Genomic DNA, 22,389 nt, shown 5'->3' with positions numbered 1-22,389 from the left:
GGCGTCAGGCCTTGCCCGTGAGCTTCAGGTACTTGTCCATCAACTGCTCGCGGGTTTCGACACGGGCGTCGTCGAGGGGAATGCAGTCCACCGGGCAGACCTGCTGGCACTGCGGTTCGTCGTAGTGGCCGACGCACTCGGTGCACAGGTTGGGGTCGATGACGTAGATCTCCTCGCCCTGGGAGATGGCGCCGTTGGGGCACTCGGGTTCGCAGACGTCGCAGTTGATGCAGTCGTCGGTGATCTTGAGGGACATGGAACAACTCCTACCGTCGCCGTGCGGCGGCGGTGCTCAGCAGACAATGGCGGAATTGTGCCGGAATGGCGCGGTCGGCGCACCTTTTGCGCGCGCCGACCGCCGTATCGCGGGGCTCAGCGCTTGAAGCGCTCGGCCAGGGCCTCGGCCACCGCAGGGTGGACGAACTGGGTGATGTCTCCGCCCAGGGCCGCTATTTCGCGCACCAGGGTGGAGGAGATGAAGGAGTACCGCTCCGACGGGGTGAGGAACATGCTCTCCACGTCCGGTGCCAGCTGGCGGTTCATGTTGGCCAGCTGGAACTCGTACTCGAAGTCGGAAACGGCGCGCAGGCCACGGAGGAAGACATTGGCCTTCTGCTCCTTGACGAAGTGCGCCAGCAGGGTGGAGAAGCCCACCACCTCGACGTTGGGCAGGTGCTTGGTGACTTCCCGGGCCAGCTCGACGCGTTGCTCCAGGGAGAACAGGGGGTTCTTCTTGGGGCTGGCGGCTACCGCGATGATCACGGTGTCGAACAGGCGGGAGGCACGTTCGATCAGATCGCCGTGGCCTTTGGTGATCGGGTCGAAGGTGCCCGGATACAACACTCGGTTCATCGCTACGTCCTGGCAGGGGTCCGTAAGGGAATCGGATGGTAGCGCAGCATGCCCCGGCGGCCAAGACGCCGGAGCATGCCGGTTTATCCCGCTCAGGCGCTCTTGAGGCGCTCGGCGAGGGCGATGGAGAGCTGCGCGGTCAGCCCGTAGACCGACAGCTGCGGGTTGGCGCCGATGCTGGTGGGGAACAGCGAACCATCGTGGATCGACAGGTTGGCCAACTGGTGGTGACGACCGAGGCTGTCGGTGACCGCCTGCTTCGGGTCCTCGCCCATGGCGCAACCGCCCATCACGTGGGCGCTGCCCAGGCGGGTGCGGTACAGCTCGAGCGACAGGCCATCGATCAGCGTGCGCGCCTCGGCGGCGGTCTTCACGTAGCCGGCGTCGGCATGCAGCGGCAGCACGGCCTTGGCCCCGGCGGCGAACTGGATCTCGGCCATCACCTGGAAGGCGCGACGCACGCCGTCCCAGGTGTAGTCGGTCATGCGGTAGTCGAGCACCGGGCTGCCGTCGCCGCGCAGTTCCACCGTGCCTTCGGCGCTGTCCGGGTGGAAGCCGTCACGCAGCAGAGCGAGCATCACGTTGGTGTGCGGCAACTGCTCCATGCGCAGGGCGTTGTCGATGCCGAAGCGGCCGAGCAGGGTGGCGGTGAGCGCGGGCTGCAGCGGCGGCACTTCGAGCTTGTAGGACATGCGCCCGGTGGTGCCGTCGTCCCACTGGTAGTGGTCGGAATAGATGGACTGCGGCGCGCCGTAGAAGGGGTTGATCACCTGCTCGAACTGCGCGGCGGAGAAGTTCACCAGGTGCAGGAAGGTGCGCTTGCCGGTGCGGCCGTGCGGGTCGGGCGCGTCGGAGCGCAGCAGCAGGCCGGGGGTGTTGATGCCGCCACCGGAGAGCACGTAGTGCCGCGCCTTGACGGTGATGGTGCGGCCGGTGGGCGCCACGCAGCGCTCGTCCATGCCCTGGCATTCGATGCCGGTGACTTTGTCGCCGTCGATCAGCAGGCGATGGGCGCGGGCGAGATAGAGCAGCTCGCCGCCCTTGTCGAGGGTGGCGGGGATGGTGGTGACCAGCATCGACTGCTTGGCGTTGGTCGGGCAGCCCATGCCGCAGTAGCCGAGGTTCCAGCAGCCGCGCACGTTGCGCGGGATGACCTTCCAGTGCAGGCCGAGCTTCTCGCAGCCGCTGCGCAACACGTCGTTGTTGGGGTTCGGCGGAATGGCCCAGGGCGCGACGCCGAGGCGCTGTTCCATCTTCTCGAACCAGGGGGCCATCTCGGCCGGGCTGTGGCCCTTGACGCCGTGCTCCCTGGCCCAGTGTTCCAGGGTCGGGTCGGGGGTGCGGAAGCTGGAGGTCCAGTTGATCAGGGTGGTGCCGCCCACGGCGCGGCCCTGGAGGACGGTCACCGCGCCGTCCTTGGTCATGCGGCCGATGCCTTCCTGGTAGAGGCTCGGGTAGGCCTCGGCTTCCTGCATCTTGAAGTCGCTGCTGGTCTTGAGCGGGCCTTCTTCGATGATCAGCACCTTGTAGCCGGCGGCGCTGAGTATCTCGGCGGTGGTGCCGCCGCCCGCCCCCGAGCCGACGATGGCGACGTCGGCCTCCAGGGTCAGGTCCTGCTCGAGTCGCGAGCCATTGTGGGTCTTCCAGCCGCGGGCCATGCCGTCGGCGAACAGATCGGGTACGGGCATCAGTCAATCCTCGCTCTCGCCGAAAGCGGCCGGTCGTCGCCGGCGCCTGGTCGAGTGGTGTTTCTTGTCGTTGTGGGGGCGCGCGCTCAGACGGTCGGCGGACCGGGGTAACCGCAATGCGCCCAGGCTTCCTGCCTGCTGTACCAGGCCATCATCACCAGCTGCAGCAGGGAGGCGTGCCCCATCTTCAGCAGGCCGATGAAGCTGTTCTGCCAGCGATCGAGGAAGTTGCGCACGTCCTCGGCGCTGGCGTTCTCCCAGCTGCCCCATACACCGGTCAGCGGCCCCCGGGTGATGGGCAGGGCGAGCACGTCGAAGAGCTGCACGGTGAGCTTGAGCATCTCCGGCGAGAGTCGGTCCAGGGCGTAGTCCAGGCTCTGGATGGTGCCGGCTACGGCTTGCGGCATCTGCTCGGCACTGACCGCGCCCTCGAGCATCACCGGGATCAGGGCGCGCAGGAAGGGCAGGTCGGAGTCGCGCAGGATCGCCAGGCCGTTGGCCGGGACGCTGGCGGAGCAGCCGGAGAGGGTGGCGGTGACGCCGGCCGTGGCGAGGAAGGCAGAGCCGAACAGGCCGACTTTGAGCAGGCTGCGCCGGGAAAGTCCCGGCGCGTTCAGGGTGGTCTCGGTCATTGTTGTTATGTACCCGTCTGATCCTTAGGGGGCGTTAGCGCACGAACAGCTTGTAGACCAGCTTCTGGATCGATTTGCCGTAGGGCGGGTAGATCATCCGCGCGGCGTTGAAGCGCTGCTTGATGAACACGCCCTTGGCCTTGCTGAAGGTGAGGAACCCTTCATGCCCGTGGTAGTGGCCCATGCCCGAGGGGCCGACGCCGCCGAAGGGCATGTCGTCCTGGGCCACGTGCAGCAGGGTGTCGTTGAGGCACACGCCGCCGGAATGGGTTTCGTGCAGCACGCGCTGCTGCTCGCGCTTGTCGTAGCCGAAGTAATAGAGCGCCAGCGGGCGCGGGCGCTGGTTGATATAGGCGAAGGCCTGGTCCAGCCGCTCGTAGGGGACGATGGGCAGCAGCGGGCCGAAGATCTCGTCCTGCATCAGTTTCATGTCGTCCTTCACGTCCAGCACCAGGGTGTGCGGCAGGCGGCGGCCCTGGGCCTCGGGGAACAGCGGCACCAGGCGTGCCCCCTTGGCTTCGGCGTCCTGCAGGTAGCCGTTGAGGCGCTGCAGCTGGCGTTCGTTGATGATGGCGGTGTAGTCGGGGTTGTTCTGCAGTTGCGGGTAGAAGGACTTCACCGCAGTGCGGTAGGCCTCGACGAAGCCTTCGACGCGCTCCCTGGGCACCAGCACGTAGTCGGGGGCGACGCAGGTCTGCCCGGCGTTCATGGTCTTGCCGAAGGCGATGCGCTCGGCGGCGTGATCCAGGGGCACCTCGTGGGAGACGATGGCCGGCGACTTGCCACCCAGCTCCAGGGTGACCGGGGTCAGGTTCTCGGCAGCCGCGCGCATGACGTGGCGGCCGATGCTGGTGGCGCCGGTGAACAGCAGGTGGTCGAAGGGCAGCTTGGAGAAGGCGACGCCGACATCGGCTTCCCCCAGGCATACGGCGACGAGGTCCTCGGGGAAGATGCGCGCCATCAGCGTCTTGAACAGCTGGGAGGTGGCGGGGGTGGATTCGCTCATCTTCACCATCACGCGGTTGCCGGCGGCCAGGGCGCCGACCAGCGGGCCGATGGCGAGGAACAGCGGGTAGTTCCACGGCACGATCACGCCGACCACGCCCAGGGGCTGGTAGATGACCTTGGCGGAGGCCGGCTGGAAGGCCATGCCGACGGAGCGGCGCGAGGGCTTCATCCAGCGGCGCACGCGGTTCTTGGCGTAGTGGATGCCGTGCAGGCTGGGCATGATCTCGGCCAGCAGGGTTTCGTCCGCGGAGCGGTTGCTGAAGTCCTGGCTGATGGCGCGGATCAGCGCGTCCTGCTCGTCGAAGATCAGGTCACGCAGGGATTTGAGCCACTGGATGCGCTGCTCGGCGCTGGGCATCGGGTTGTCGCCATAGGCGGCACGTTGGCGGGCGAACAGCTCCTCGAGCTGGTTGATCTGCTGCTGGGCCTGCTGCAGATAGGCTACGTCGGCGACCATGAGCGACACCTCTCTAATTATTGTTGAAAACCGGTGCTGGATTTTTAGAGTAATTGCTCTAGTGTGTCAAATAGCATGGCGCGACAGGGCTCGCCCTGCCTACCGAAAGAAAGTTGGGCCGGCCTCCAGGCGGCCTCTGAAGGGGGCCGGGAGGCCACACGAACAGGGTGCGATACGGAACGCGGAGCGCTGTGGAGGCACTCTCTGTTCCGGGACTCTGTGTAGTTTTGTTACCCTCGCCGGCTCCCCGGCAGCAGTGAGACCGATCCGCGCATGGCCCCACGTATCAAGACCCGCGAGCGAATCGTGCAATCCAGCCTGGAGCTGTTCAATGCCCAGGGGGAGCGCAACGTCACCACCAACCACATCGCCGCTCACCTGGGGATGTCGCCGGGCAACCTCTATTACCACTTCCGTAACAAGCAGGTGATCATCGCCGAGCTGTTCGCCGAGTACGAATCACGGGTCGACGCCTTCCTGCGCCTGCCCGGGGATCGCGCGCTGACGGTGGAGGACAAGACCTTCTACCTGGAGGCGTTGCTGGCGGCGATGTGGCACTACCGCTTCCTGCACCGCGACCTCGAGCACCTGCTGGAATCCGACGCCGAGCTGGCGGCGCGCTACCGGGTCTTCGCCCAGCGCTGCCTGGGGCATGCCCAGGCCATCTACCGGGGCTTCGTCGAGGTCGGCATCCTGCTGATGAACGACGCGCAGATCGAGGCCCTGGCACTGAACAGCTGGATCATCATGACCTCCTGGGTGCGCTTCCTCTGCACCACGCGGGGTGACCCGGGCGACCTCAACGAAGAGATGCTGCGCCGTGGCATCTACCAGGTGCTGGCGCTGGAGGGGGGCTACATCGCCGCCGAGGCGCAGGAGGCGGTGGCGGCGCTCTACGAGAAGCTCTACGTGCCCCTCGACCTGGTGGTGCAGGGCTAGCGGGCGAGCCCCGCCAGCCACTGGGGGATGCGCCGTTCCAGGTAGTAGTCGGGCTTGCCCGGCGTACCGCCGATGAAACCGACATGGCCGCCTTTCTCATGCAGTTCCAGGCGCGTGCTGGCGGACAGTTCGTGGGCCTCGGGGAGGCTGTGGCGGAATACGAAGGGGTCGTCGGCGGCCTGGATCAGCAATGTGGGCACGTGGATGTCGCCGAGGAAATAGCGGCTGGACGCCCGGCGATAGTAGTCGTCGGCGTCGGCGTAGCCATGCAGGGGGGCGGTGATGCGGCCGTCGAAATCCCAGAAGGTGCGCATACCGTCCAGCGGGCCGAGCTTCTCCAGTACCGACAGGCGATCGGCCTGGCCCTGGTGGGCGAACAGGCGCTGCTTGTCGCGCACGTAGGCGACCATCTCGCGCATGAAATGGCGCTGGTAGACCCGCGAGAAGCCGGCGCCTATGCGGTCGGCGCACTGGTCCAGGCGGAAGGGCACCGAGACCGCGACGGCCCCGCGCAGGGCACAGGCCTCGCCGCTTTCACCCAGGTACTTGAGCAGCACGTTGCCGCCCAGCGAATAGCCGACGGCGAACAGCGGTGCCAGCGGGCGCACGCGGCGCAGGTGTTCGACGGTGGCGGCCAGGTCTTCGCTGGCGCCGGAGTGGTAGCCCCGGGGCAGCAGGTTGGGCTCGCCCGAGCAGCCGCGCCAGTTGATCGCCACGCTGGACCAGCCGCGCCCGGCCAGTTGCTGCTGCAGGCCGAGCACGTAGAGCGAGGCGGACGAGCCGGTGAGGCCGTGGAGCACCAGCACCAGCGGCGACTCGGCGTCGTGGGGACCGTGCCAGTCGAGGTCGAGGAAGTCGCCGTCCTCCAGCCACAGGCGCTCGCGCCGGCGTTCCAGCTGCGGCGGTTTGCGGCAGAAGGGCGACCAGAGGGTCTGCAGGTGCGGGCCCGGCAGCCACCAGGCGGGGGTGAAGTCGCTCACGCCTGTCGATGCCACAGTGCGTAGTGCACGGTGCTGGCCTTCTTCTCCCGGTGCAGGCGCCAGTTGCCCGGCAGGCCGAGGGTGGAAGGGGCGCTCTCGCTTTCGGTGTAGATCCAGGCGTCGGCGGCCAGCCAGCCGTTCTCCTCCAGCAGCGCACAGGCCGGCTGCAGCAGGTTGAGGTTGAAGGGCGGGTCGAGGAACACCAGGTCGTAGGGGCGTGGCGTCTGGGTGGCCAGGTAGCGCAGGGCGTCGGCCTGCAGCAGTTGGCCGGCACCGCAGCCGAGGGTGTCCAGGGTGCCGCGCAGGGCGGCGACCGAGTCGGGGTTCAGGTCCAGGGCCAGGGCTTCCTGGGCACCGCGGGACAGCGCCTCCAGGTACAGGGCGCCGCTGCCGGTGAAGGGGTCGAGCACCCGAGCGCCCTCCACGTAGGGCGCGAGCCAGTTGAACAGGGTTTCGCGCACCCGGTCCGGCGTCGGGCGCAGGCCCGGGCCGTTGGGGAAGGCGAAGCGGCGCGAACGCCACTCGCCACCGATGATGCGCAACTGGCCCTGGCCCCCGTGGGGGGGCGGGGCTTTCTTCGGTGAACGTGCGGCCATCAGTGCTCCGGGATGCCAAAGCTGGGTTTGAAACGCTTCTCCGTCGGCGCCGGCAGCTCCTTCTGGGGAACGGTCGGGCCGGCGGTGACGATGACGAAACTGTCCGGGTTCAGGTGCTTGTCCATGGCGGCCTTGACCTGTTCGACACTGAGCCCCTGCACCTGTTTCATGAAGTCTTCCAGGTAGGTCAGCGGCAGGCCGTAGAAGCCGATGGCGCCGAGCTGGCCGACGATGTCGGCGTTGCTGGCGGTGGACAGCGGGAAGCTGCCGGCCAGTTCGCGCTTGGCGTCGTCCAGTTCCTTCTGCGTCGGGCCCTTGGCCAGGTAGTCGCGGACGATGTCCTTGACCAGCTTGAGGGTGCCGTCGCTCAGCTCGGCGCGGGTCTGCAGGCCGATCATGAAGGGGCCGGCGACCTGCATGGCGGTGAAGCCGGAGCTGACGCCGTAGGTCAGGCCGCGCTTCTCGCGCACCTCTTCCATCAACCGGGTGCCGAAGCCGCCGCCGCCGAGGATCTGGTTGCCCAGGTAGAGCGCGGCGTAGTCGGGCTCGTTACGGTCGATACCGAGCTGGGCCAGCAGCAGGTGGGTCTGCGCCGACGGGAACTCGATGTGGGTGGTGCCCGGCTTGGGCGTCTCGGGCGTCGCGACCTTGGCCAGCTTCGGCCCTTTCGGCAGGGCGGTGGAGACACGCTTGGCGATGGCTTCGGCTTCCTCGCGGGAGAGGTCGCCGACCAGGGCGATCACCACGTTGCCGGCGGCGTAGGCCTTCTTGTGGAAGGCCTGCAGCTGGGCGACGCCGATGGCGGGGATGGTTTTCTCGTCACCTTCGCTGGAGTGGGCGTAGGGGTGCTTGCCGTAGAGCTTGTCGAACAGCGCCAGGCCGGCGAGCTTGCCGGGGTTCTGCTTCTGGTACTCGAAGCCGGCGAGCATCTGGTTCTTGATGCGCGCCAGGGAGTCCTCGGGGAAGGTCGGCGCGCCGATGACCTGGGTGAACAGTTCCAGGGCCGGGTCGCGCAGCTTAGGGTCGGTCAGGCTGCGCAGGCCGGCCACGGCCATGTCGCGGTAGGCGCCGTTGCTGAAGTCGGCCCCCAGGCCTTCGAAGCCCTGGGCGATGGCGGTGACGTCCTTGCCCTTCACGCCTTCGTTGAGCATGGCGTTGGTCAGGGTGGCGAGGCCGGGGGCGTCGCCGTCCTGGCTGCTGCCGGCGGCGAAGGTCAGGCGCAGGTCGAACATCGGCAGCTCGGGGGCGGCGACGAAGAGTACCTTGGCGCCCTCGGCGGTGTCCCAGGTCTGGATGTCCAGGTCGCGGCGGGCCGGGGCCTTGCCGTCCAGTTCGGTGATGGATTCGAGTTTCGGCGGCTCATCGGCCTCGGCGGCCTGGGCCGGCGGGGTGCGGTCGACGACGATGAACAGCAGGACGCCCAGCAGGGCGATCAGGGCCAGGCCGAGCAGGCCGTATCGCAGGCCGTTGCGCTCACTCATGGCTAGCCTCCTCGGGCAGGACGTGGGCGACGCTCAGGCGGTCGCGGGTGAAGAAGGTCTTGGCAGCGGCCTGGATGTCGGCCGGGGTCACGGCTTCCAGGGCGGCGAGGTCCTGGTCCATCAGCTTCCAGGACAGGCCGACGGTTTCCAGCTGGCCGATGGTGGTGGCCTGGCTGGTGATGGAGTCGCGCTCGTAGACCAGCCCGGCGATCACCTGGGCGCGCACGCGCTTGAGTTCCTCCTCGCTCGGCGGGTTGTTCTTCAGGTCTTCCAGCTCCTTCCACAGGCCGGCTTCGGTCTGCTCCAGGGTCTTGCCCTTCTGCACGTTGGGCGTGGCGCTGAGCATGAACAGGCTGTCGCCGCGCGGGTAGCCGTCGTAGTTGGCCGAGGCGCCGCTGACCAGCTCCTCGCCACGTTCCAGGCGGCTGGGCAGGCGGGCGCTGTAGCCGCCATCGAGCAGCGCGGAGATCAGGCGCAGGGCGTGGACCTGGCGCGGCTCCTTGGCGGTGGCGAGACCGGGGACGTTGAAGCCCATGATCAGGCTCGGCAGCTGGGTCTTCACGTGCAGGACGATGCGGCGCTCACCCGGTGCGGCGAGCTCCAGGGGCTTCTTCGAGGGCGGCACGGCGCGGCTGGGGATGCCGCCGAACCAGCGCTGGGCCAGGGCCTTGACCTCTTCGCCCTTGACGTCGCCGACCACCACCAGGGTGGCGTTGTTGGGCACGTACCAGGATTCGTACCAGTGGCGCAGCTCCTCGACCTTCATGCGGTCCAGGTCGGCCATCCAGCCGATGGTGGGGGTGTGGTAGCCGCTGGCGGGATAGGCCATGGCCTTGAAACGCTCGAAGGCCTTGGCGGTGGGGCGGTCGTCGGTGCGCAGGCGGCGTTCCTCCTTGATCACCTCGATCTCGCGCACGAACTCTTCCGGCGGCAGGCGCAGGCTGGCCATGCGGTCGGCCTCCAGCTCGAAGGCGACGCTCAGGCGATCGCGGGCCAGGACCTGGTAGTAGGCGGTGTAGTCGTCGCTGGTGAAGGCATTCTCCTCGGCACCGAGGTCGCGCAGCACCAGGGAAGCCTCGCCCGGGCCGAGCTTGCGGCTGCCCTTGAACATCATGTGTTCGAGGGCGTGGGAGAGGCCGGTCTGGCCCGGGGTCTCGAAGCTGGAGCCGACCTTGTACCAGAGCTGGGAAACTACCACCGGTGCCCTGTGGTCTTCTCTGACGACGATTTTCAGGCCGTTTTCGAGGGTGTATTCATGGGTGGGTTGGGATTCTGCGGCATGGGCGGCTATCGGCAGACAAAGGGCGCCGAACAGCAAGCCGGCGGCGTGGCGGGCAATCGCTTTCATCGATGTTTTTGACCTTTCGGACGGCCCCGGCGGACGTACCGCCTGCGGGCGAAGAGGTGCTAGGATACTCCATCCCTTTCCGGCACGGCGACGCTACCGGGCCAGGCCCAGAGCGGCCGCTCCTTGAGATACAAGCTACCCATGTTTGGTTCCAACGACGACAAGAAGACGCCGGCCGAGGCCGCTGAAAAAAAATCACTGTTCGGCTGGCTGCGCAAGAAACCGCAGGAAGCGGCTCCCGTGCCGCCCGCAGAACCCACCCAACCCGAGGTGCCCGCCGCCGAGACGCAGCCGGTTGCGCCCGCCCCGGTGGTCGAGTCCGTTGCCGAGGTGGCGCCCGTCGCCGCCCCGTCGGTCGAGCCGCAGCCCGAGCCCACCCCCCCCGCTGCGCCGCAGCCGCCGATGGAACTGACGCCGGCCCTGCCCGAACCTGTTGCACCTGCACCTGCACCTGCACCTGCACCTGTAGCGCCGGTCGAGCCGGTCAGTGCCCCCGCGCCGGCCGCCGAGGTCGCTCCGGCGCCGGTTGTCGAGGCTCCTGTTCCGGCTGCCGAGCCCGCCGTCGATGCGCCGGCCGTCGCAGCGGCCCAGCCGCAGCCCGTGGCCGAGGCCGCCAAGGCCGGTTTCTTCGCCCGTCTCAAGCAGGGCCTGTCGAAGACCAGCGCCAGCCTGGGCGAGGGGATGGCCAGCCTGTTCCTCGGTCGCAAGGCCATCGACGATGACCTGCTTGACGAGATCGAGACCCGCCTGCTGACCGCCGACGTCGGCGTCGAGGCGACCACTGCCATCGTCCAGAGCCTGACCCAGAAGGTCGCGCGCAAGCAGCTGGCCGACAGCGACGCCCTGTACAAGGCCCTGCAGGATGAACTCGCCGCGCTGCTCAAGCCGGTCGAACAACCCCTGGTGATCGATGCCGGGAAGCGCCCCTACGTGATCCTCGTGGTCGGCGTGAACGGCGTCGGCAAGACCACCACCATCGGCAAGCTGGCCAAGAAGCTGCAGCTCGAAGGCAAGAAGGTCATGCTCGCCGCGGGCGACACCTTCCGCGCCGCAGCCGTCGAGCAGCTGCAGGTCTGGGGCGAGCGCAACAACATCGCCGTCATCGCCCAGCACACCGGTGCCGATTCCGCCTCGGTGATCTTCGATGCCGTGCAGGCCGCCAAGGCCCGTGGCATCGATGTACTGATCGCCGACACCGCCGGCCGCCTGCACACCAAGGACAACCTCATGGAGGAGCTGAAGAAGGTGCGCCGGGTGATCGGCAAGCAGGACGAGAGCGCCCCCCACGAGGTGCTGCTGGTGCTGGACGCCGGCACCGGCCAGAACGCCATCAACCAGGCCAAGCAGTTCCACCAGGCGGTCAGCCTTTCGGGCCTGGCGCTAACCAAGCTCGACGGCACCGCCAAGGGCGGGGTGATCTTCGCCCTGGCCAAGCAGTTCGGCCTGCCGATCCGCTACATCGGCGTCGGCGAAGGCATCGACGACCTGCGCGATTTCGAAGCCGAGTCCTTCGTTCGCGCGCTGTTCGCGGAGCGGGAGCGCGCATGATCCGTTTCGAGCAGGTGGGCAAGCGGTACCCCAACGGCCACGTCGGCCTGCATGAACTGAGCTTTCGCGTACGCCGTGGCGAGTTCCTCTTCGTCACCGGCCACTCCGGCGCCGGCAAGAGCACCCTGTTGCGCCTGCTGCTCGCCATGGAGCGGCCGACCACCGGCAAGCTCCTGCTGGCGGGCCAGGACCTGTCGCAGATCACCACCTCGCAGATCCCCTTCCTGCGCCGGCAGATAGGCGTGGTGTTCCAGAATCACCAGCTGCTGTTCGACCGCACCGTGTTCGACAACGTCGCCCTGCCCTTGCAGATCCTCGGCCTCGCCAAGCCGGAGATCGCCAAGCGCGTCGGCGTGGCGCTGGAGCGTGTCTCCCTGGCCGACAAGGCCGAGCTCTATCCGGCCGATCTTTCCACCGGCCAGCAACAGCGCGTCGGCATCGCCCGTGCGGTGGTGCACCGCCCGGCCCTGCTGCTGGCGGACGAGCCCACCGGCAACCTCGACCCGCGCCTGGCGGCCGAGATCATGGGCGTCTTCGAGGACATCAATCGCTTGGGCACCACGGTTCTGATCGCCAGCCACGACCTGGCGCTGATCGCCCGCATGCGCCACCGCATGCTCACCCTGCAACGTGGCCGCCTGATCGGCGATGGGGAGGCCGGTTGATGAGCGCGACCCGCATGCCGCCGCCCAAGCCCGCCGAGCGCGTAGGCGCCACCGCCAAGCCGACCGAGCCACAGAAGGGCGGCGACGACGGCCCGGATTTCCGCGCCCTGCTGCACGCCTGGCTGGAGGCCCATCGCGCCAGCCTGGTGGACAGCCTGCGTCGACTGGGCCGCCAGCCCATCGGCAGCTTCTTCACCAGCCTGGTGATGGCCATCGCCCTGAGCCTGCCCATGGGCCTGTCGCTGCTGCTCAACAACGTCGAGCGCCTGGGGGGTTCCTGGCAGCGTGCGGCGCAGATCTCGCTGTTCCTGCAGATGGACGCCGGCGAGGCCGACGGCCAGAAGCTGCGCGAGGAGATCAGCCGCATGCCGGATGTCGCCGAGGCCGAGTGGATCAGCCGCGAGCAGGCGCTGGACGAGTTCCAGCAGCAGTCCGGCCTGGGCCAGGCGCTCAAGGAGCTGCCTGAGAACCCGTTGCCCGGGGTGATCCTGGTGACGCCCAAGGAAGTCGACAAGACCACACTCGAAGCCCTGCGCCTGCGCCTGGCCGAGCTGCCCAAGGTGGAGCAGGCTCAGCTCGACCTGGTCTGGGTGGAGCGCCTCTCGGCGATCCTCAAGCTGGGCGAGCGCTTCGTCTTCGGCCTGACCCTGCTGCTGGTGTCGGCGCTGCTGCTGGTGATCGGCAACACCATCCGCCTGCACATCGAGAACCGCCGCACCGAGATCGAGGTCATCAAGCTGGTAGGTGGAACCGATGCCTACGTACGACGTCCCTTCCTTTATATGGGGGCGCTCTACGGCATCGGCGCCGGCCTGCTCTCCTGGCTGGTGCTGGCCTTCGGCCTGGACTGGCTGAACGACGCGGTGGTTCGCCTCGCCGGCCTCTACGGCAGCGACTTCGCCCTCGGCGGCGTGCCCATGGCCGATGGCCTGTCCCTGCTCCTGGGCGCCGTGCTGCTGGGCTACATTGGCGCCTGGCTGGCCGTGGCGCGTCACCTGAGCGAGCTCGCGCCCCGCTAGAAACGCTTCGGGAAAGGCTGCTCCCGATCGGGGTGTAACGAAACTTTTACGCCCCCTTGCAGTCATAAAAGCCAGTGCTAAACTGCGCGAGCTTAGTGAATCGGAGGATTCGCATGACCACTTCCCTGCAACCTGTCTATGCCCTGGCTCCCGGTGCGAACCTGGATGCCTACGTGCATGCGGTCAATGGCATCCCGCTGCTGACCCCCGAGCAGGAGCGCGAACTGGCCGAACGCCTCTTCTACCAACAGGATCTGGAAGCGGCGCGGCAAATGGTGTTGGCGCACCTGCGCTTCGTTGTACACATCGCCAAGAGCTATTCCGGCTATGGTCTGGCCCAGGCCGACCTGATCCAGGAAGGCAACGTCGGCCTGATGAAGGCCGTGAAACGCTTCAACCCGGAAATGGGCGTGCGTCTGGTGTCCTTCGCGGTGCACTGGATCAAGGCCGAGATCCACGAGTTCATCCTGCGCAACTGGCGCATCGTCAAGGTCGCCACCACCAAGGCGCAGCGCAAGCTGTTCTTCAACCTGCGCAGCCAGAAGAAACGCCTGGCCTGGCTGAACAACGATGAAGTCCACGCCGTGGCCGAGAGCCTGGGCGTGGAACCGCGTGAAGTGCGGGAGATGGAAAGCCGGTTGACCGGCCATGACATGGCGTTCGACCCGGCGGCGGATGCCGACGACGACACCGCCTATCAGTCGCCGGCCCACTACCTGGAAGACCACCGCTACGACCCGGCACGGCAGCTGGAGGAAGCGGACTGGAGCGACAGCTCCACCGCCAGCCTGCACGAAGCGCTGGAAGGCCTGGACGAGCGCAGCCGTGACATCCTCAACCAGCGTTGGCTGGCCGAGGAGAAGGCGACCCTGCATGACCTGGCCGCCAAGTACAACGTCTCCGCCGAGCGCATCCGCCAGCTGGAGAAGAATGCGATGAACAAGCTCAAGGGCTTCATCCAGGCGTAAGCCAGCGACCCCATCCAAGCCGCCCCTTCGGGCGGCTTTTTTCTGCCCGGAGCGAACCATGCCGATGCCCACTCTCCGTCCTCAACACTGGCTGTTGTTCGTCCTGGTCGCAGCGGCTTTCTTCTCCCTGGCGCTGTGGATGCAGCGCGGCGGTGAGTCCGGCGAACCACTGGCCTGGGTGAGCGCCTGGCAGCAGCCGTTGCTGGAGCCCATGGCCGAGGGCGAACTGACCCTGGGGGCGCTGAACCGCGAGTCGCCGGGTGAATTATGGCTGCAGCCCGGCAGCGACGGGCCGCGCCTGCTGTTCCGCAGCACCGGTGACGGTGCGGATGCCTGCAACCTGGAAGCGGAGCTGGCCCTGGACGCGGGCGAGCGCGAGAGCCTGCTCAAGGCCCTGGGGACCGGCGCTGGCCAGGGTGACCAACCTTTGAGTCCGCAGATGCTGGAGCAGTTGGCCGGGCACCGCCTGGCCGCGCTGGAGTTGCGTCCGCAGCAACCACCGGCGGCCTCGCGCCTTGCCGCCAGCGTCGGTCAGCCGCGCCTGCGCCTGCAGTTGGGGGAGGGCGAGGCCTGGGTCTATCCGGCCGAGGGGCTGACCGCCCATGTGCTCGACGAGCAGGTGCATCAGGTTCGCGTGGTGCCGCGCAGCACGCTCAGGCATTGATCAGATCGGTGTGGACGGCTTGAGCTGCTCGAGGTAGTGGGTGCCGCCGAGCTGGGCCATCTGCCGGCGAATCCAGCCGGCGCGGCGCGCGACATAGTTGCCTGGGCGCCCGGCATGCCACTCGCGCGGGTTGGGCAGCACGGCGGCCAGCAGGCTCGATTGCTGGCGTGACAGGTAAGGCGCGCCGATGCCGAAATGGTACTTGGCCGCTGCCTCGGCGCCGAATACGCCATCACCCCATTCCACGCTGTTGAGGTAGACCTCGAGAATCCGCTGCTTCGACCAGAACAGCTCGATCAGCGCGGTGAACCAGGCCTCCAGCCCCTTGCGCAGCCAGCTGCGGCCGGACCAGAGGAAGACGTTCTTGGCCACCTGCTGGCTCAGGGTGCTGGCGCCGCGCAGCGAGCCGCCGCGCTCATTGTGGGCGAGGGCGGCGCGAATGGCCGGGACATCGAAGCCCCAGTGCTCGGCGAACTTCTGGTCCTCGGCGGCGATCACTGCGATCTTCAGGTCGTCCGGCAGCTCCTTCCAGGGGCGCCAGCTGCGCTTGAGGTCGATGGGTTCGCCGTCGATCCAGGACTCGACCTTGCGCTCCACCATCAGCATGGTCCCGGGCGGCGGCACCCAGCGGAACAGCAGGACCAGCAACACCGAGCCGGCGACGAACCAGAGCAGCAGTTTGAACAGGCGACGGCTGAGGGATCGGAACATGCGTGGCTTGGCCGGGGGATGGTTTGCGCGCCATTATAGCGACCGCTTCCTACTTGTCTGGAGTCTTCGATGGCCCGCTTGTTCCTGCTGTTTTCCGCCTTCGCCGGGTTCACTGGCGTCGCCCTCGGCGCTTTCGCCGCCCATGGCCTCAAGGCTCGCCTCACGCCCGAGCACCTGGCGGTATTCCAGACCGGTACGCATTACCAACTGATCCACGCACTCGCCCTGTTCGGCGTCGGGCTGCTGTCCCTGCACCTGCCCGGCCGCCTGGTGAATGCCGCCGGTGGCCTGTTCGCCCTCGGCATCCTGCTGTTCTCCGGCAGCCTTTACGTGCTCACCCTCACCGGGGTCGGCAAGCTCGGCATCATCACGCCCTTTGGCGGCGTGGCCTTCCTCGGTGGCTGGTTGTGCCTGGGTCTGGCGGCCTGGCAACTGGCGGCGCGCTGATCGTCCCGAGTCTGACCCTGGCGTCAAAAATGAGGACGAATGGCGCCATTCAGCCTTGGTCATCGGCATGGATCGGGCTAGAATGCCGACCCCTCAAGTTGTGACCGCATCGTCATGCACATTCAGTTGAACGGCGAACCTTTCGAGCTGCCCGACGGCCAGACCGTCGCGGACCTGATCGCACGCCTGGACCTGACTGGCCGCCGTGTCGCGGTCGAACTCAACCTCGATATCGTGCCGCGCAGCCAGCATGCCGCCACCGCGCTCAGCGAAGGCGACCGGGTCGAAGTGGTACACGCCATCGGTGGCGGCTAGGCCGCCCGCTAGGAGTCCTCATGAGCCAAACGCCGATCGACAAGCCGTTCACCCTGGCTGGTCGCACCTATGAGTCGCGCCTGCTGGTCGGCACCGGCAAGTACAAGGACCTCGACGAAACCCGCCGCGCCATCGAAGCCTCGGGAGCCGAGATCGTCACCGTGGCGGTGCGCCGCACCAACATCGGTCAGAACCCCGGCGAGCCCAACCTGCTCGACGTGATCCCGCCGAGCCGCTACACCATCCTGCCCAACACCGCCGGCTGCTACGACGCGGTGGAAGCGGTGCGTACCTGCCGGCTGGCCCGCGAGCTGCTGGACGGGCACAACCTGGTGAAGCTGGAAGTCTTGGCCGACCAGAAGACCCTCTTCCCCAACGTGATCGAGACCCTCAAGGCCGCCGAAGTGCTGGTCAAGGAAGGTTTCGACGTGATGGTCTACACCAGCGACGACCCCATCATCGCCCGCCAACTGGCCGAGATGGGCTGCATCGCGGTGATGCCCCTGGCCGGCCTGATCGGCTCGGGCCTGGGCATCTGCAACCCCTACAACCTGCGCATCATCCTCGAGGAAGCCAAGGTCCCGGTGCTGGTGGATGCCGGCGTGGGCACCGCTTCCGATGCCACCATCGCCATGGAACTGGGTTGCGAGGCCGTGTTGATGAACACCGCCATCGCCCACGCCCAGGACCCGGTGATGATGGGCGAGGCCATGAAGCACGCCATCGTCGCCGGCCGCCTCGCGTACCTCGCCGGGCGCATGCCGCGCAAGCTCTACGCCAGCGCCTCGTCGCCGCTGGATGGTCTGATCCGCTGAGATAAACCATGACTGAACAGCAGGACTCGCCGGCAGAAGCCGGCGAAGTGCGTCACCGCACCATCAAGAGTTTCGTGATGCGCGCCGGGCGCATGACCGAGGGCCAGCAACGTGGCCTCGACCAGGGCTGGCCGAAATTCGGCCTGGAGCTGGCCGACGGCCCGCGTGACTTCGATGCGGTGTTCGGCCGCAGCGCCCCGCGTACCTTCGAGATCGGCTTCGGCATGGGCCACGCCACCCTGGAGATGGCCGCCGCCGCGCCGGAACAGGATTTCATCGGTGTCGAGGTTCATCGCCCCGGCGTCGGCGCGCTGCTCAACGGCGCCATGACCCAGGGCCTGACCAACATCCGCGTCTACAGCTGCGACGCCCTGGAGGTGCTGCGCGACTGCGTGGCCGATGCCAGCCTCGAGCGCGTGCTGCTGTTCTTCCCGGACCCGTGGCACAAGTCGCGCCACCACAAGCGCCGCATCGTCCAGCCGGCCTTCGCCGAACTGGTCCGCAGCAAGCTGCGCATCGGGGGCGTGCTGCACATGGCCACCGACTGGGAGCACTACGCGGAACACATGCTGGAGGTGATGAACGCCGCGCCCGGCTACCGCAACCTGGCGGAAGACGGCCGCTACGTACCGCGCCCGGAAGAGCGCCCGATCACCAAGTTCGAACGCCGCGGCGAGCGCCTCGGCCACGGCGTATGGGACCTCAAGTTCCAGCGCGTCGACTGATACACCTTCGCGGCCCAGGCCGCGAACGCCACGGACGAGCACAACCCTAGACCGGGACCACCCGGCGCCAGGACGGCACCCTCACCTGATCCGACGTAGATAAAGAGCCCCGCCTATAGTGGTGGTGGCACAAGAACAATAGCGGTGCGACTCGAGCGCACCGCGAGGAGAAGGCTGTGTTGAGAAAGTTTGCAATTCTGCTTCTGGCCTCCTGTGCCCTGCAGGCGCAGGCCAAGGTCGGTGCCGACGATGCCGCGCGGCTCGGAGGGGAGCTGACGCCACTGGGCGGTCAACGTGCGGGCAATGCCGAAGGTTCGATCCCGGCGTGGGGCGGCGGCCTGTCGACGCCGCCGGCGGGTTACCAGCCCGGCATGCACCACCCCGATCCCTTCGGGGCCGAGGCCCCCAAGTACGTCATCAACAGCAAGAACGTCGGCCAGTACGCGACGCAGCTGCCGGCCGGCCTCAAGGCCCTGGTGGAAACCTACCCGGACTACTCCGTGCGTGTGTTCCCCACCCATCGCAGCGCGGCTGCGCCGCAGCGCATCTATGACGCCACCCGCTTCAACGCCCTCAACGGCGAGCTGATCGCCGGCGGCAACGGTGTGCAGGGCGTGGCGGCGGGCATCCCCTTCCCGATCCCTTCCAGCGGCCTGGAAGTCATCTGGAACCACATCCTGCGTTACCGTGGCGACCAGATCCACTTCGTCACCAACCAGGCGGCTGTGCTGGCCAACGGCAGCTACAACCTGCAGAAGCTGGATCGCAACATCTACTTCGTCTATGGCCGTGAAGGCGTGCAGCCGAAGGACCTGGAAAACACCATCTTCTATTACAAGTACGCGGTCGTTGCGCCGGCCAAGCTGGCCGGTTCCGCGCTGGTGGTGCAGGAGACCCTCGATCAGGTGCTGTCGATCCGCAAGGCGTGGCGCTTCAACCGTGGCGAACGCCGCGTGCGTCGCCTGCCGATGCTGGCCTACGACACCCTGCAGCCGGACACCAACGGCATGGCCACCGCCGACGTCGTCGACTCCTACAACGGCGCGCCGGAACGCTACGAGTGGAAGCTGGTGGGCAAGCAGGAGACCCTGGTCCCCTACAACAGCTATGCCCTGCACCAGAAGGGCATCCCCTACGATCAGATCCTCAAGACCAAGTTCGTCAATCCGGACCTGCTGCGCTACGAGCTGCACCGCACCTGGGTGGTCGAGGCGAACCTGCGCAAGGGCTTCTCCCACCCCTACGCCAAGCGTCGCTTCTACATAGACGAAGACAGCTGGCAGATCCTCGCGGTCGACCTGTACGACAAGGACGGCCAGTTGATCGGCCTGCAGGAAAGCCACCCGATCAGCTACTACGATGTACCGATGTTCGGCAGCACCCTGGAGACCATCTACGACTTCAAGGGCGGCCGCTACTTCGCCGATGGCCTCGACAACAACGAGCCCATGTACGACTTCAACGCGCCCCTGAGCCCGCGTGACTTCACGCCGCAGGCCCTGCGCCGCGAAGGCAACTGATATTCCGGCCTGCCTGGCCACTCCAGCCGCCCTTCGGGGCGGCTTTTTATTGGGCGGGGAAAAGCGTCGGCCGGGTGGCATGTGCGTCGAGGTGATGGGTTTCGCTTCGCTCTACCCATCCTACGATGCGGGTAGGGGTGGGCCCTTTCTAGTTGATCATCTCCGCGCCGAGGATGGTCTGCTCCGGCAGGGCCGGCGGCGCGGGGCTGATCTGCATGTACTTGATGCTCTCGCGGGGGATGAGCAGCAGGTCGCCGTCCACCTCGATGCTGACGAAGGCCGATTCCATCTGCTTGCGCAGGCCGCGCGCGACCTCCACCGGGTCGCTGGACTGCTGGGGAAAGCGCAGCGCCAGGCGCTGGCCGTCCTGGAAGTGCATATAGAGGTGCTTGATCGGCTTCATGGCGTGCTCCTTGTCGATGACATGGCGGCCAGTGGCCGCCGGAGCGTGCCCTGGGCCTCAGTTGCGGTCGGCGAGGACGCCGATCAGGAAGAAGACTAGTAGCAGGACGGGCGCCAGGGTGTAGTTGTTGAAATAGCCCAGGCCCTTGGCCAGCCAGGGGGTCAGGAAGATCATCGCCAGGCCGTAGCCCAGCGCGCAGAGGGCGACGAACAGCAGCGTGCGGAAGAGGAAGTTGAGGCCGCCGATGCGTTGCTGGATCCAGGCGTTGATACCGGGGCCGAGGAGCACCAGCAGGGTCGCCATGATGGCCAGGGAGATGTCGTAGAGGTGGCTGCGACTCCAGCGGGAGAGGGTCGCGACCAGGTCCAGAAGCAGGTCCATCCGTTGTCCTTAGCCCTCAGGGCAGGAAGTGTTGCAGCAGGTCGTTGAGGAACAGCTGGCCTTCCCGGGTTGCCACCAGGCGTGCCGGGTCGGCGTCCAGCAGGCCGCGTGCCTCGGCTTCGCGGCGTGCTTCGGCGAGGCCGGAGAGCGGCAGGCCGGTGCGTGTGGTGAAGAGCTCGGCGTCGACGCCATCGCTGAGGCGCAGCACGTTCATGAGGAACTCGAAGGGCAGCTCGCCTGCGTCCAGCACCCGTTCGCCGGCCTGGAAGGGCTTGCTCCTGTCCAGGTAGTCCTTGGGCAGGCGGGTCTTCCAGGTGCGTACGATGTGGCCCGCCGGGTCGCTCAGCTTGGCGTGGGCGCCAGCGCCGATGCCGAGGAAGTCGCCGAAGGTCCAGTAGTTGAGGTTGTGCCGCGCGCGCCGGCCTTCCCGGGCATAGGCGGAGACCTCGTACTGGGCATAGCCGTACTCGGCCAGGAGCGCCTGCCCGGCTTCCTGGATGTCCCAGAGGATGTCGTCCTCGGGCAGTTCCGGCGGCTGGGTCCAGAACACCGTGTTCGGCTCCATGGTCAGCTGGTACCAGGACAGGTGCGTCGGCGCCTGCTCGATGGCGATGCGCAGGTCGTCCAGGGCGTCCTCGATGGATTGCTCCGGCAGGCCGTGCATCAGGTCCAGGTTGAAGTTGTCGAAGCCGGCCTTGCGCGCCATGTCGGCGGCGCGGATCGCCTCGCCGCCGTCGTGGATGCGGCCCAGGGCCTTGAGCTTGGCTTCCTGGAAGCTCTGTACGCCGATGGACAGGCGATTGATGCCCAGCTGCCGGTAGGCGGAGAACTTGGCCTGCTCGAAGGTGCCCGGGTTGGCTTCCAGGGTGATCTCGATGTCGCGGGCGAAGCTCACGCGCCGCTCCACGCCGTCCAGCAGGCGGCCCAGGGCCTTCGCGCTGAACAGGCTGGGCGTGCCGCCACCGAAGAAGATCGAGGTCAGCTCGCGGCCGTGGACGTGGTGCAGGTCGGCGTCCAGGTCCGCCAGCAGCGCGTCGACATAGGCCTCTTCGGGCAGCTCGGGGCCGGCGGCATGGGAGTTGAAGTCGCAGTACGGGCACTTGCGCACGCACCACGGGATATGGATGTAGGCCGCCAGGGGAGGCAGCTCGAAGCCCGAAGCTTGAAGCTTGAAGTCGCTTCCAGCTTCCAGCTTCCGGCTTTCGGCTTTCATATCCCCAACCGCTGCTTCAACAGGGCCATGGCGCGGGCGCGATGGCTGAAGCGGTTCTTCTCGGCAGGCGGCATCTCGGCGCTGGAGCAGTCGCCCTCCGGCACCCAGAACAGCGGGTCGTAGCCGAAGCCGTGCTCGCCGCGGGCCTCGAAGAGGATGCGTCCGCGCCAGACGCCTTCGCAGAGGATCGGCAGCGGGTCGTCGGCATGGCGCATCAGCGCCAGGGAGCAGATGAACTGCGCGCCGCGCTCGGCTTCCGGTACGTCCTTCAGGGCGGCCAGCAGCTTGGCGTTGTTGGCCGCGTCACCCTGGCCGTCGGCGTAGCGCGCCGAGTAGATGCCGGGGGCGCCGCCGAGGACGTCCACGGCCAGGCCGGAGTCGTCCGCCAGGGCCGGCAGGCCGGACACGCGGGCGGCGTTGCGCGCCTTGAGGATGGCGTTCTCGACGAAGGTCAGGCCGGTTTCCTCGGGCTCGATGTCGCTGAACTCGCCGATCGAGCGCACACGCACGCTGTCGCCGAGCATGGCCTGGAGTTCCTTGAGCTTGCCGGCGTTGTGGCTGGCCAGCACCAGTTCTTTGAAGGGCATCATTCGTCTGGGAAGAATTCCTGGTCGAAGTTGAAGGTGTTCGGCGCGCCGCCGCCCTGCTGCACCGTCAGGGTGAAGTTGAGCATCTCGCGCTGGCTGAAGGGGAACTGCGCCAGGTAGTAGATGGCGCCGCCCTCGTTGACCTGCTTGAAGGTGAGCGGGGTGACCTTGCCGAGCAGGTCCTTGACCTGGCCGCTGACCTGGGCGGTGCTGGCCTTGCCGGCCTTGAGCACGGCGATGTTGACCACGCCCTGGGTCTTGCTGCGGATCAGGCCGACGGCCGCGGCGACATCGGGCTGCAGGAAGCTCGAGTTGAACGCGCTGTAGTGCACGTCCAGGTCACCGAAGGTCTGCTTGCGTTCGGCCACGGCCGGCAGGGCCAGGCACAGGGCGAAGAGGAAAAGGGTCAGGCGGCGCATGGTGGCGG

General features: G+C 67.3%; 26 protein-coding genes. 11 read left to right on the top strand and 15 right to left on the bottom strand.

The annotated features are described in order from the left end of the window. Window positions 1–4 precede the first annotated feature (4 nt). From ACYJSS_RS11585 to ACYJSS_RS11565, 5 genes are all read right to left on the bottom strand, one after another. Window positions 5–256, bottom strand: a complete 252-nt coding sequence (locus ACYJSS_RS11585; protein WP_111264445.1) for a YfhL family 4Fe-4S dicluster ferredoxin — start codon at window positions 254–256, stop codon at window positions 5–7. Between the two features lie 116 nt (window positions 257–372). Continuing rightward, entirely contained in the window at window positions 373–852 is a 480-nt protein-coding gene (gene coaD / locus ACYJSS_RS11580; protein ID WP_111264446.1) for a pantetheine-phosphate adenylyltransferase, read from the bottom strand. A 92-nt stretch (window positions 853–944) separates the two neighbouring features. Beyond that, window positions 945–2,540 (bottom strand): GMC family oxidoreductase, encoded by a 1,596-nt coding sequence (locus ACYJSS_RS11575; protein WP_459479880.1) that lies wholly within the window; start codon window positions 2,538–2,540, stop codon window positions 945–947. Window positions 2,541–2,626: 86 nt separating this feature from the next. Further along, window positions 2,627–3,172, bottom strand: coding sequence for a twin-arginine translocation pathway signal protein (locus ACYJSS_RS11570; protein WP_111264448.1), 546 nt, complete (start codon window positions 3,170–3,172; stop codon window positions 2,627–2,629). Window positions 3,173–3,206: 34 nt separating this feature from the next. Next, on the bottom strand, window positions 3,207–4,637 hold the full coding sequence (locus ACYJSS_RS11565) for a coniferyl aldehyde dehydrogenase (protein ID WP_111264449.1): 1,431 nt from the start codon (window positions 4,635–4,637) through the stop codon (window positions 3,207–3,209). 273 nt (window positions 4,638–4,910) lie between these two features. Between ACYJSS_RS11565 and ACYJSS_RS11560 the strand changes: the two genes are divergently transcribed. Continuing rightward, window positions 4,911–5,576, top strand: coding sequence for a TetR/AcrR family transcriptional regulator (locus ACYJSS_RS11560; protein WP_111264450.1), 666 nt, complete (start codon window positions 4,911–4,913; stop codon window positions 5,574–5,576). On the opposite strand, the gene ACYJSS_RS11555 is transcribed toward ACYJSS_RS11560, so the two are convergent. From ACYJSS_RS11555 to ACYJSS_RS11540, 4 genes are read right to left on the bottom strand one after another with little or no spacing between them, the layout of a single operon-like run. Then, complete coding sequence (locus tag ACYJSS_RS11555) at window positions 5,573–6,556, bottom strand: hydrolase (protein WP_111264451.1); 984 nt, start codon at window positions 6,554–6,556, stop codon at window positions 5,573–5,575. The genes ACYJSS_RS11560 and ACYJSS_RS11555 overlap by 4 nt on opposite strands. Then, the gene (rsmD, locus tag ACYJSS_RS11550) at window positions 6,553–7,152 is read right to left on the bottom strand and encodes a 16S rRNA (guanine(966)-N(2))-methyltransferase RsmD (protein WP_236205509.1); all 600 of its coding nucleotides are present in this window, start codon (window positions 7,150–7,152) and stop codon (window positions 6,553–6,555) included. Before rsmD ends, ACYJSS_RS11555 begins: the two co-directional genes overlap by 4 nt. Then, a complete protein-coding gene (locus ACYJSS_RS11545) occupies window positions 7,152–8,633 on the bottom strand; it encodes a M16 family metallopeptidase (protein ID WP_236205508.1) in 1,482 nt (493 codons plus the stop codon). The genes rsmD and ACYJSS_RS11545 overlap by 1 nt, the downstream gene beginning before the upstream one ends. Then, entirely contained in the window at window positions 8,626–9,981 is a 1,356-nt protein-coding gene (locus tag ACYJSS_RS11540; RefSeq protein ID WP_236205507.1) for a M16 family metallopeptidase, read from the bottom strand. Before ACYJSS_RS11540 ends, ACYJSS_RS11545 begins: the two co-directional genes overlap by 8 nt. 141 nt (window positions 9,982–10,122) lie before the next feature. Here ACYJSS_RS11540 and ftsY point away from each other — a divergent pair, with 141 nt between their 5' ends. The 5 genes from ftsY to ACYJSS_RS11515 all read left to right on the top strand — a co-directional run bounded on the left by ftsY (window position 10,123) and on the right by ACYJSS_RS11515 (window position 14,845). Then, the gene (ftsY, locus tag ACYJSS_RS11535; protein ID WP_236205506.1) at window positions 10,123–11,529 is read left to right on the top strand and encodes a signal recognition particle-docking protein FtsY; all 1,407 of its coding nucleotides are present in this window, start codon (window positions 10,123–10,125) and stop codon (window positions 11,527–11,529) included. Then, window positions 11,526–12,194: a cell division ATP-binding protein FtsE gene (gene ftsE, locus ACYJSS_RS11530; RefSeq protein ID WP_021218338.1), complete on the top strand. Its 669-nt coding sequence runs from the start codon at window positions 11,526–11,528 to the stop codon at window positions 12,192–12,194. The genes ftsY and ftsE overlap by 4 nt, the downstream gene beginning before the upstream one ends. Beyond that, the gene (ftsX, locus tag ACYJSS_RS11525; protein WP_236205505.1) at window positions 12,194–13,213 is read left to right on the top strand and encodes a permease-like cell division protein FtsX; all 1,020 of its coding nucleotides are present in this window, start codon (window positions 12,194–12,196) and stop codon (window positions 13,211–13,213) included. Before ftsE ends, ftsX begins: the two co-directional genes overlap by 1 nt. Window positions 13,214–13,326: 113 nt before the next feature. Further along, the gene (gene rpoH / locus ACYJSS_RS11520; protein WP_111262619.1) at window positions 13,327–14,181 is read left to right on the top strand and encodes an RNA polymerase sigma factor RpoH; all 855 of its coding nucleotides are present in this window, start codon (window positions 13,327–13,329) and stop codon (window positions 14,179–14,181) included. A gap of 58 nt (window positions 14,182–14,239) precedes the next feature. Beyond that, a complete protein-coding gene (locus tag ACYJSS_RS11515) occupies window positions 14,240–14,845 on the top strand; it encodes a hypothetical protein (RefSeq protein WP_111262618.1) in 606 nt (201 codons plus the stop codon). Here ACYJSS_RS11515 and mtgA read toward each other — a convergent pair whose 3' ends face one another. Beyond that, window positions 14,846–15,556, bottom strand: a complete 711-nt coding sequence (gene mtgA, locus ACYJSS_RS11510; RefSeq protein ID WP_111262617.1) for a monofunctional biosynthetic peptidoglycan transglycosylase — start codon at window positions 15,554–15,556, stop codon at window positions 14,846–14,848. Between the two features lie 69 nt (window positions 15,557–15,625). Here mtgA and ACYJSS_RS11505 point away from each other — a divergent pair, with 69 nt between their 5' ends. From ACYJSS_RS11505 to ACYJSS_RS11485, 5 genes are all read left to right on the top strand, one after another. Then, window positions 15,626–16,003, top strand: a complete 378-nt coding sequence (locus ACYJSS_RS11505) for a DUF423 domain-containing protein (RefSeq protein WP_111262616.1) — start codon at window positions 15,626–15,628, stop codon at window positions 16,001–16,003. A 114-nt stretch (window positions 16,004–16,117) separates the two neighbouring features. Next, window positions 16,118–16,318, top strand: a complete 201-nt coding sequence (gene thiS, locus ACYJSS_RS11500) for a sulfur carrier protein ThiS (protein WP_111262615.1) — start codon at window positions 16,118–16,120, stop codon at window positions 16,316–16,318. Between the two features lie 20 nt (window positions 16,319–16,338). Then, a complete protein-coding gene (locus ACYJSS_RS11495) occupies window positions 16,339–17,133 on the top strand; it encodes a thiazole synthase (RefSeq protein WP_111262614.1) in 795 nt (264 codons plus the stop codon). Window positions 17,134–17,141: 8 nt separating this feature from the next. Further along, window positions 17,142–17,858 carry a tRNA (guanosine(46)-N7)-methyltransferase TrmB gene (gene trmB / locus ACYJSS_RS11490; protein ID WP_111262613.1) on the top strand — a complete coding sequence of 239 codons (717 nt, stop codon included), beginning with the start codon at window positions 17,142–17,144 and terminating at the stop codon, window positions 17,856–17,858. A gap of 176 nt (window positions 17,859–18,034) precedes the next feature. Then, window positions 18,035–19,378 carry a DUF1329 domain-containing protein gene (locus tag ACYJSS_RS11485; RefSeq protein ID WP_236205504.1) on the top strand — a complete coding sequence of 448 codons (1,344 nt, stop codon included), beginning with the start codon at window positions 18,035–18,037 and terminating at the stop codon, window positions 19,376–19,378. Window positions 19,379–19,526: 148 nt separating this feature from the next. Here ACYJSS_RS11485 and ACYJSS_RS11480 read toward each other — a convergent pair whose 3' ends face one another. From ACYJSS_RS11480 to ACYJSS_RS11460, 5 genes are read right to left on the bottom strand one after another with little or no spacing between them, the layout of a single operon-like run. After that, window positions 19,527–19,781: a hypothetical protein gene (locus ACYJSS_RS11480; RefSeq protein ID WP_111262611.1), complete on the bottom strand. Its 255-nt coding sequence runs from the start codon at window positions 19,779–19,781 to the stop codon at window positions 19,527–19,529. Between the two features lie 57 nt (window positions 19,782–19,838). Further along, window positions 19,839–20,162: a DUF3392 domain-containing protein gene (locus ACYJSS_RS11475; RefSeq protein ID WP_111262610.1), complete on the bottom strand. Its 324-nt coding sequence runs from the start codon at window positions 20,160–20,162 to the stop codon at window positions 19,839–19,841. Between the two features lie 16 nt (window positions 20,163–20,178). Beyond that, window positions 20,179–21,375 carry a radical SAM family heme chaperone HemW gene (gene hemW / locus ACYJSS_RS11470; protein ID WP_236205503.1) on the bottom strand — a complete coding sequence of 399 codons (1,197 nt, stop codon included), beginning with the start codon at window positions 21,373–21,375 and terminating at the stop codon, window positions 20,179–20,181. Then, window positions 21,372–21,965, bottom strand: coding sequence for an RdgB/HAM1 family non-canonical purine NTP pyrophosphatase (gene rdgB, locus ACYJSS_RS11465; RefSeq protein WP_111262608.1), 594 nt, complete (start codon window positions 21,963–21,965; stop codon window positions 21,372–21,374). The genes hemW and rdgB overlap by 4 nt, the downstream gene beginning before the upstream one ends. Further along, window positions 21,962–22,381, bottom strand: coding sequence for a DUF4426 domain-containing protein (locus ACYJSS_RS11460; RefSeq protein ID WP_111262607.1), 420 nt, complete (start codon window positions 22,379–22,381; stop codon window positions 21,962–21,964). Before ACYJSS_RS11460 ends, rdgB begins: the two co-directional genes overlap by 4 nt. Between the last annotated feature and the right edge of the window lie 8 nt (window positions 22,382–22,389).

It is taken from the genome of Pseudomonas sp. No.21 (assembly GCF_054558415.1).
Note: the sequence above shows the minus strand (reverse complement) of the source record. Positions and strands in the feature narration are given on the sequence as shown.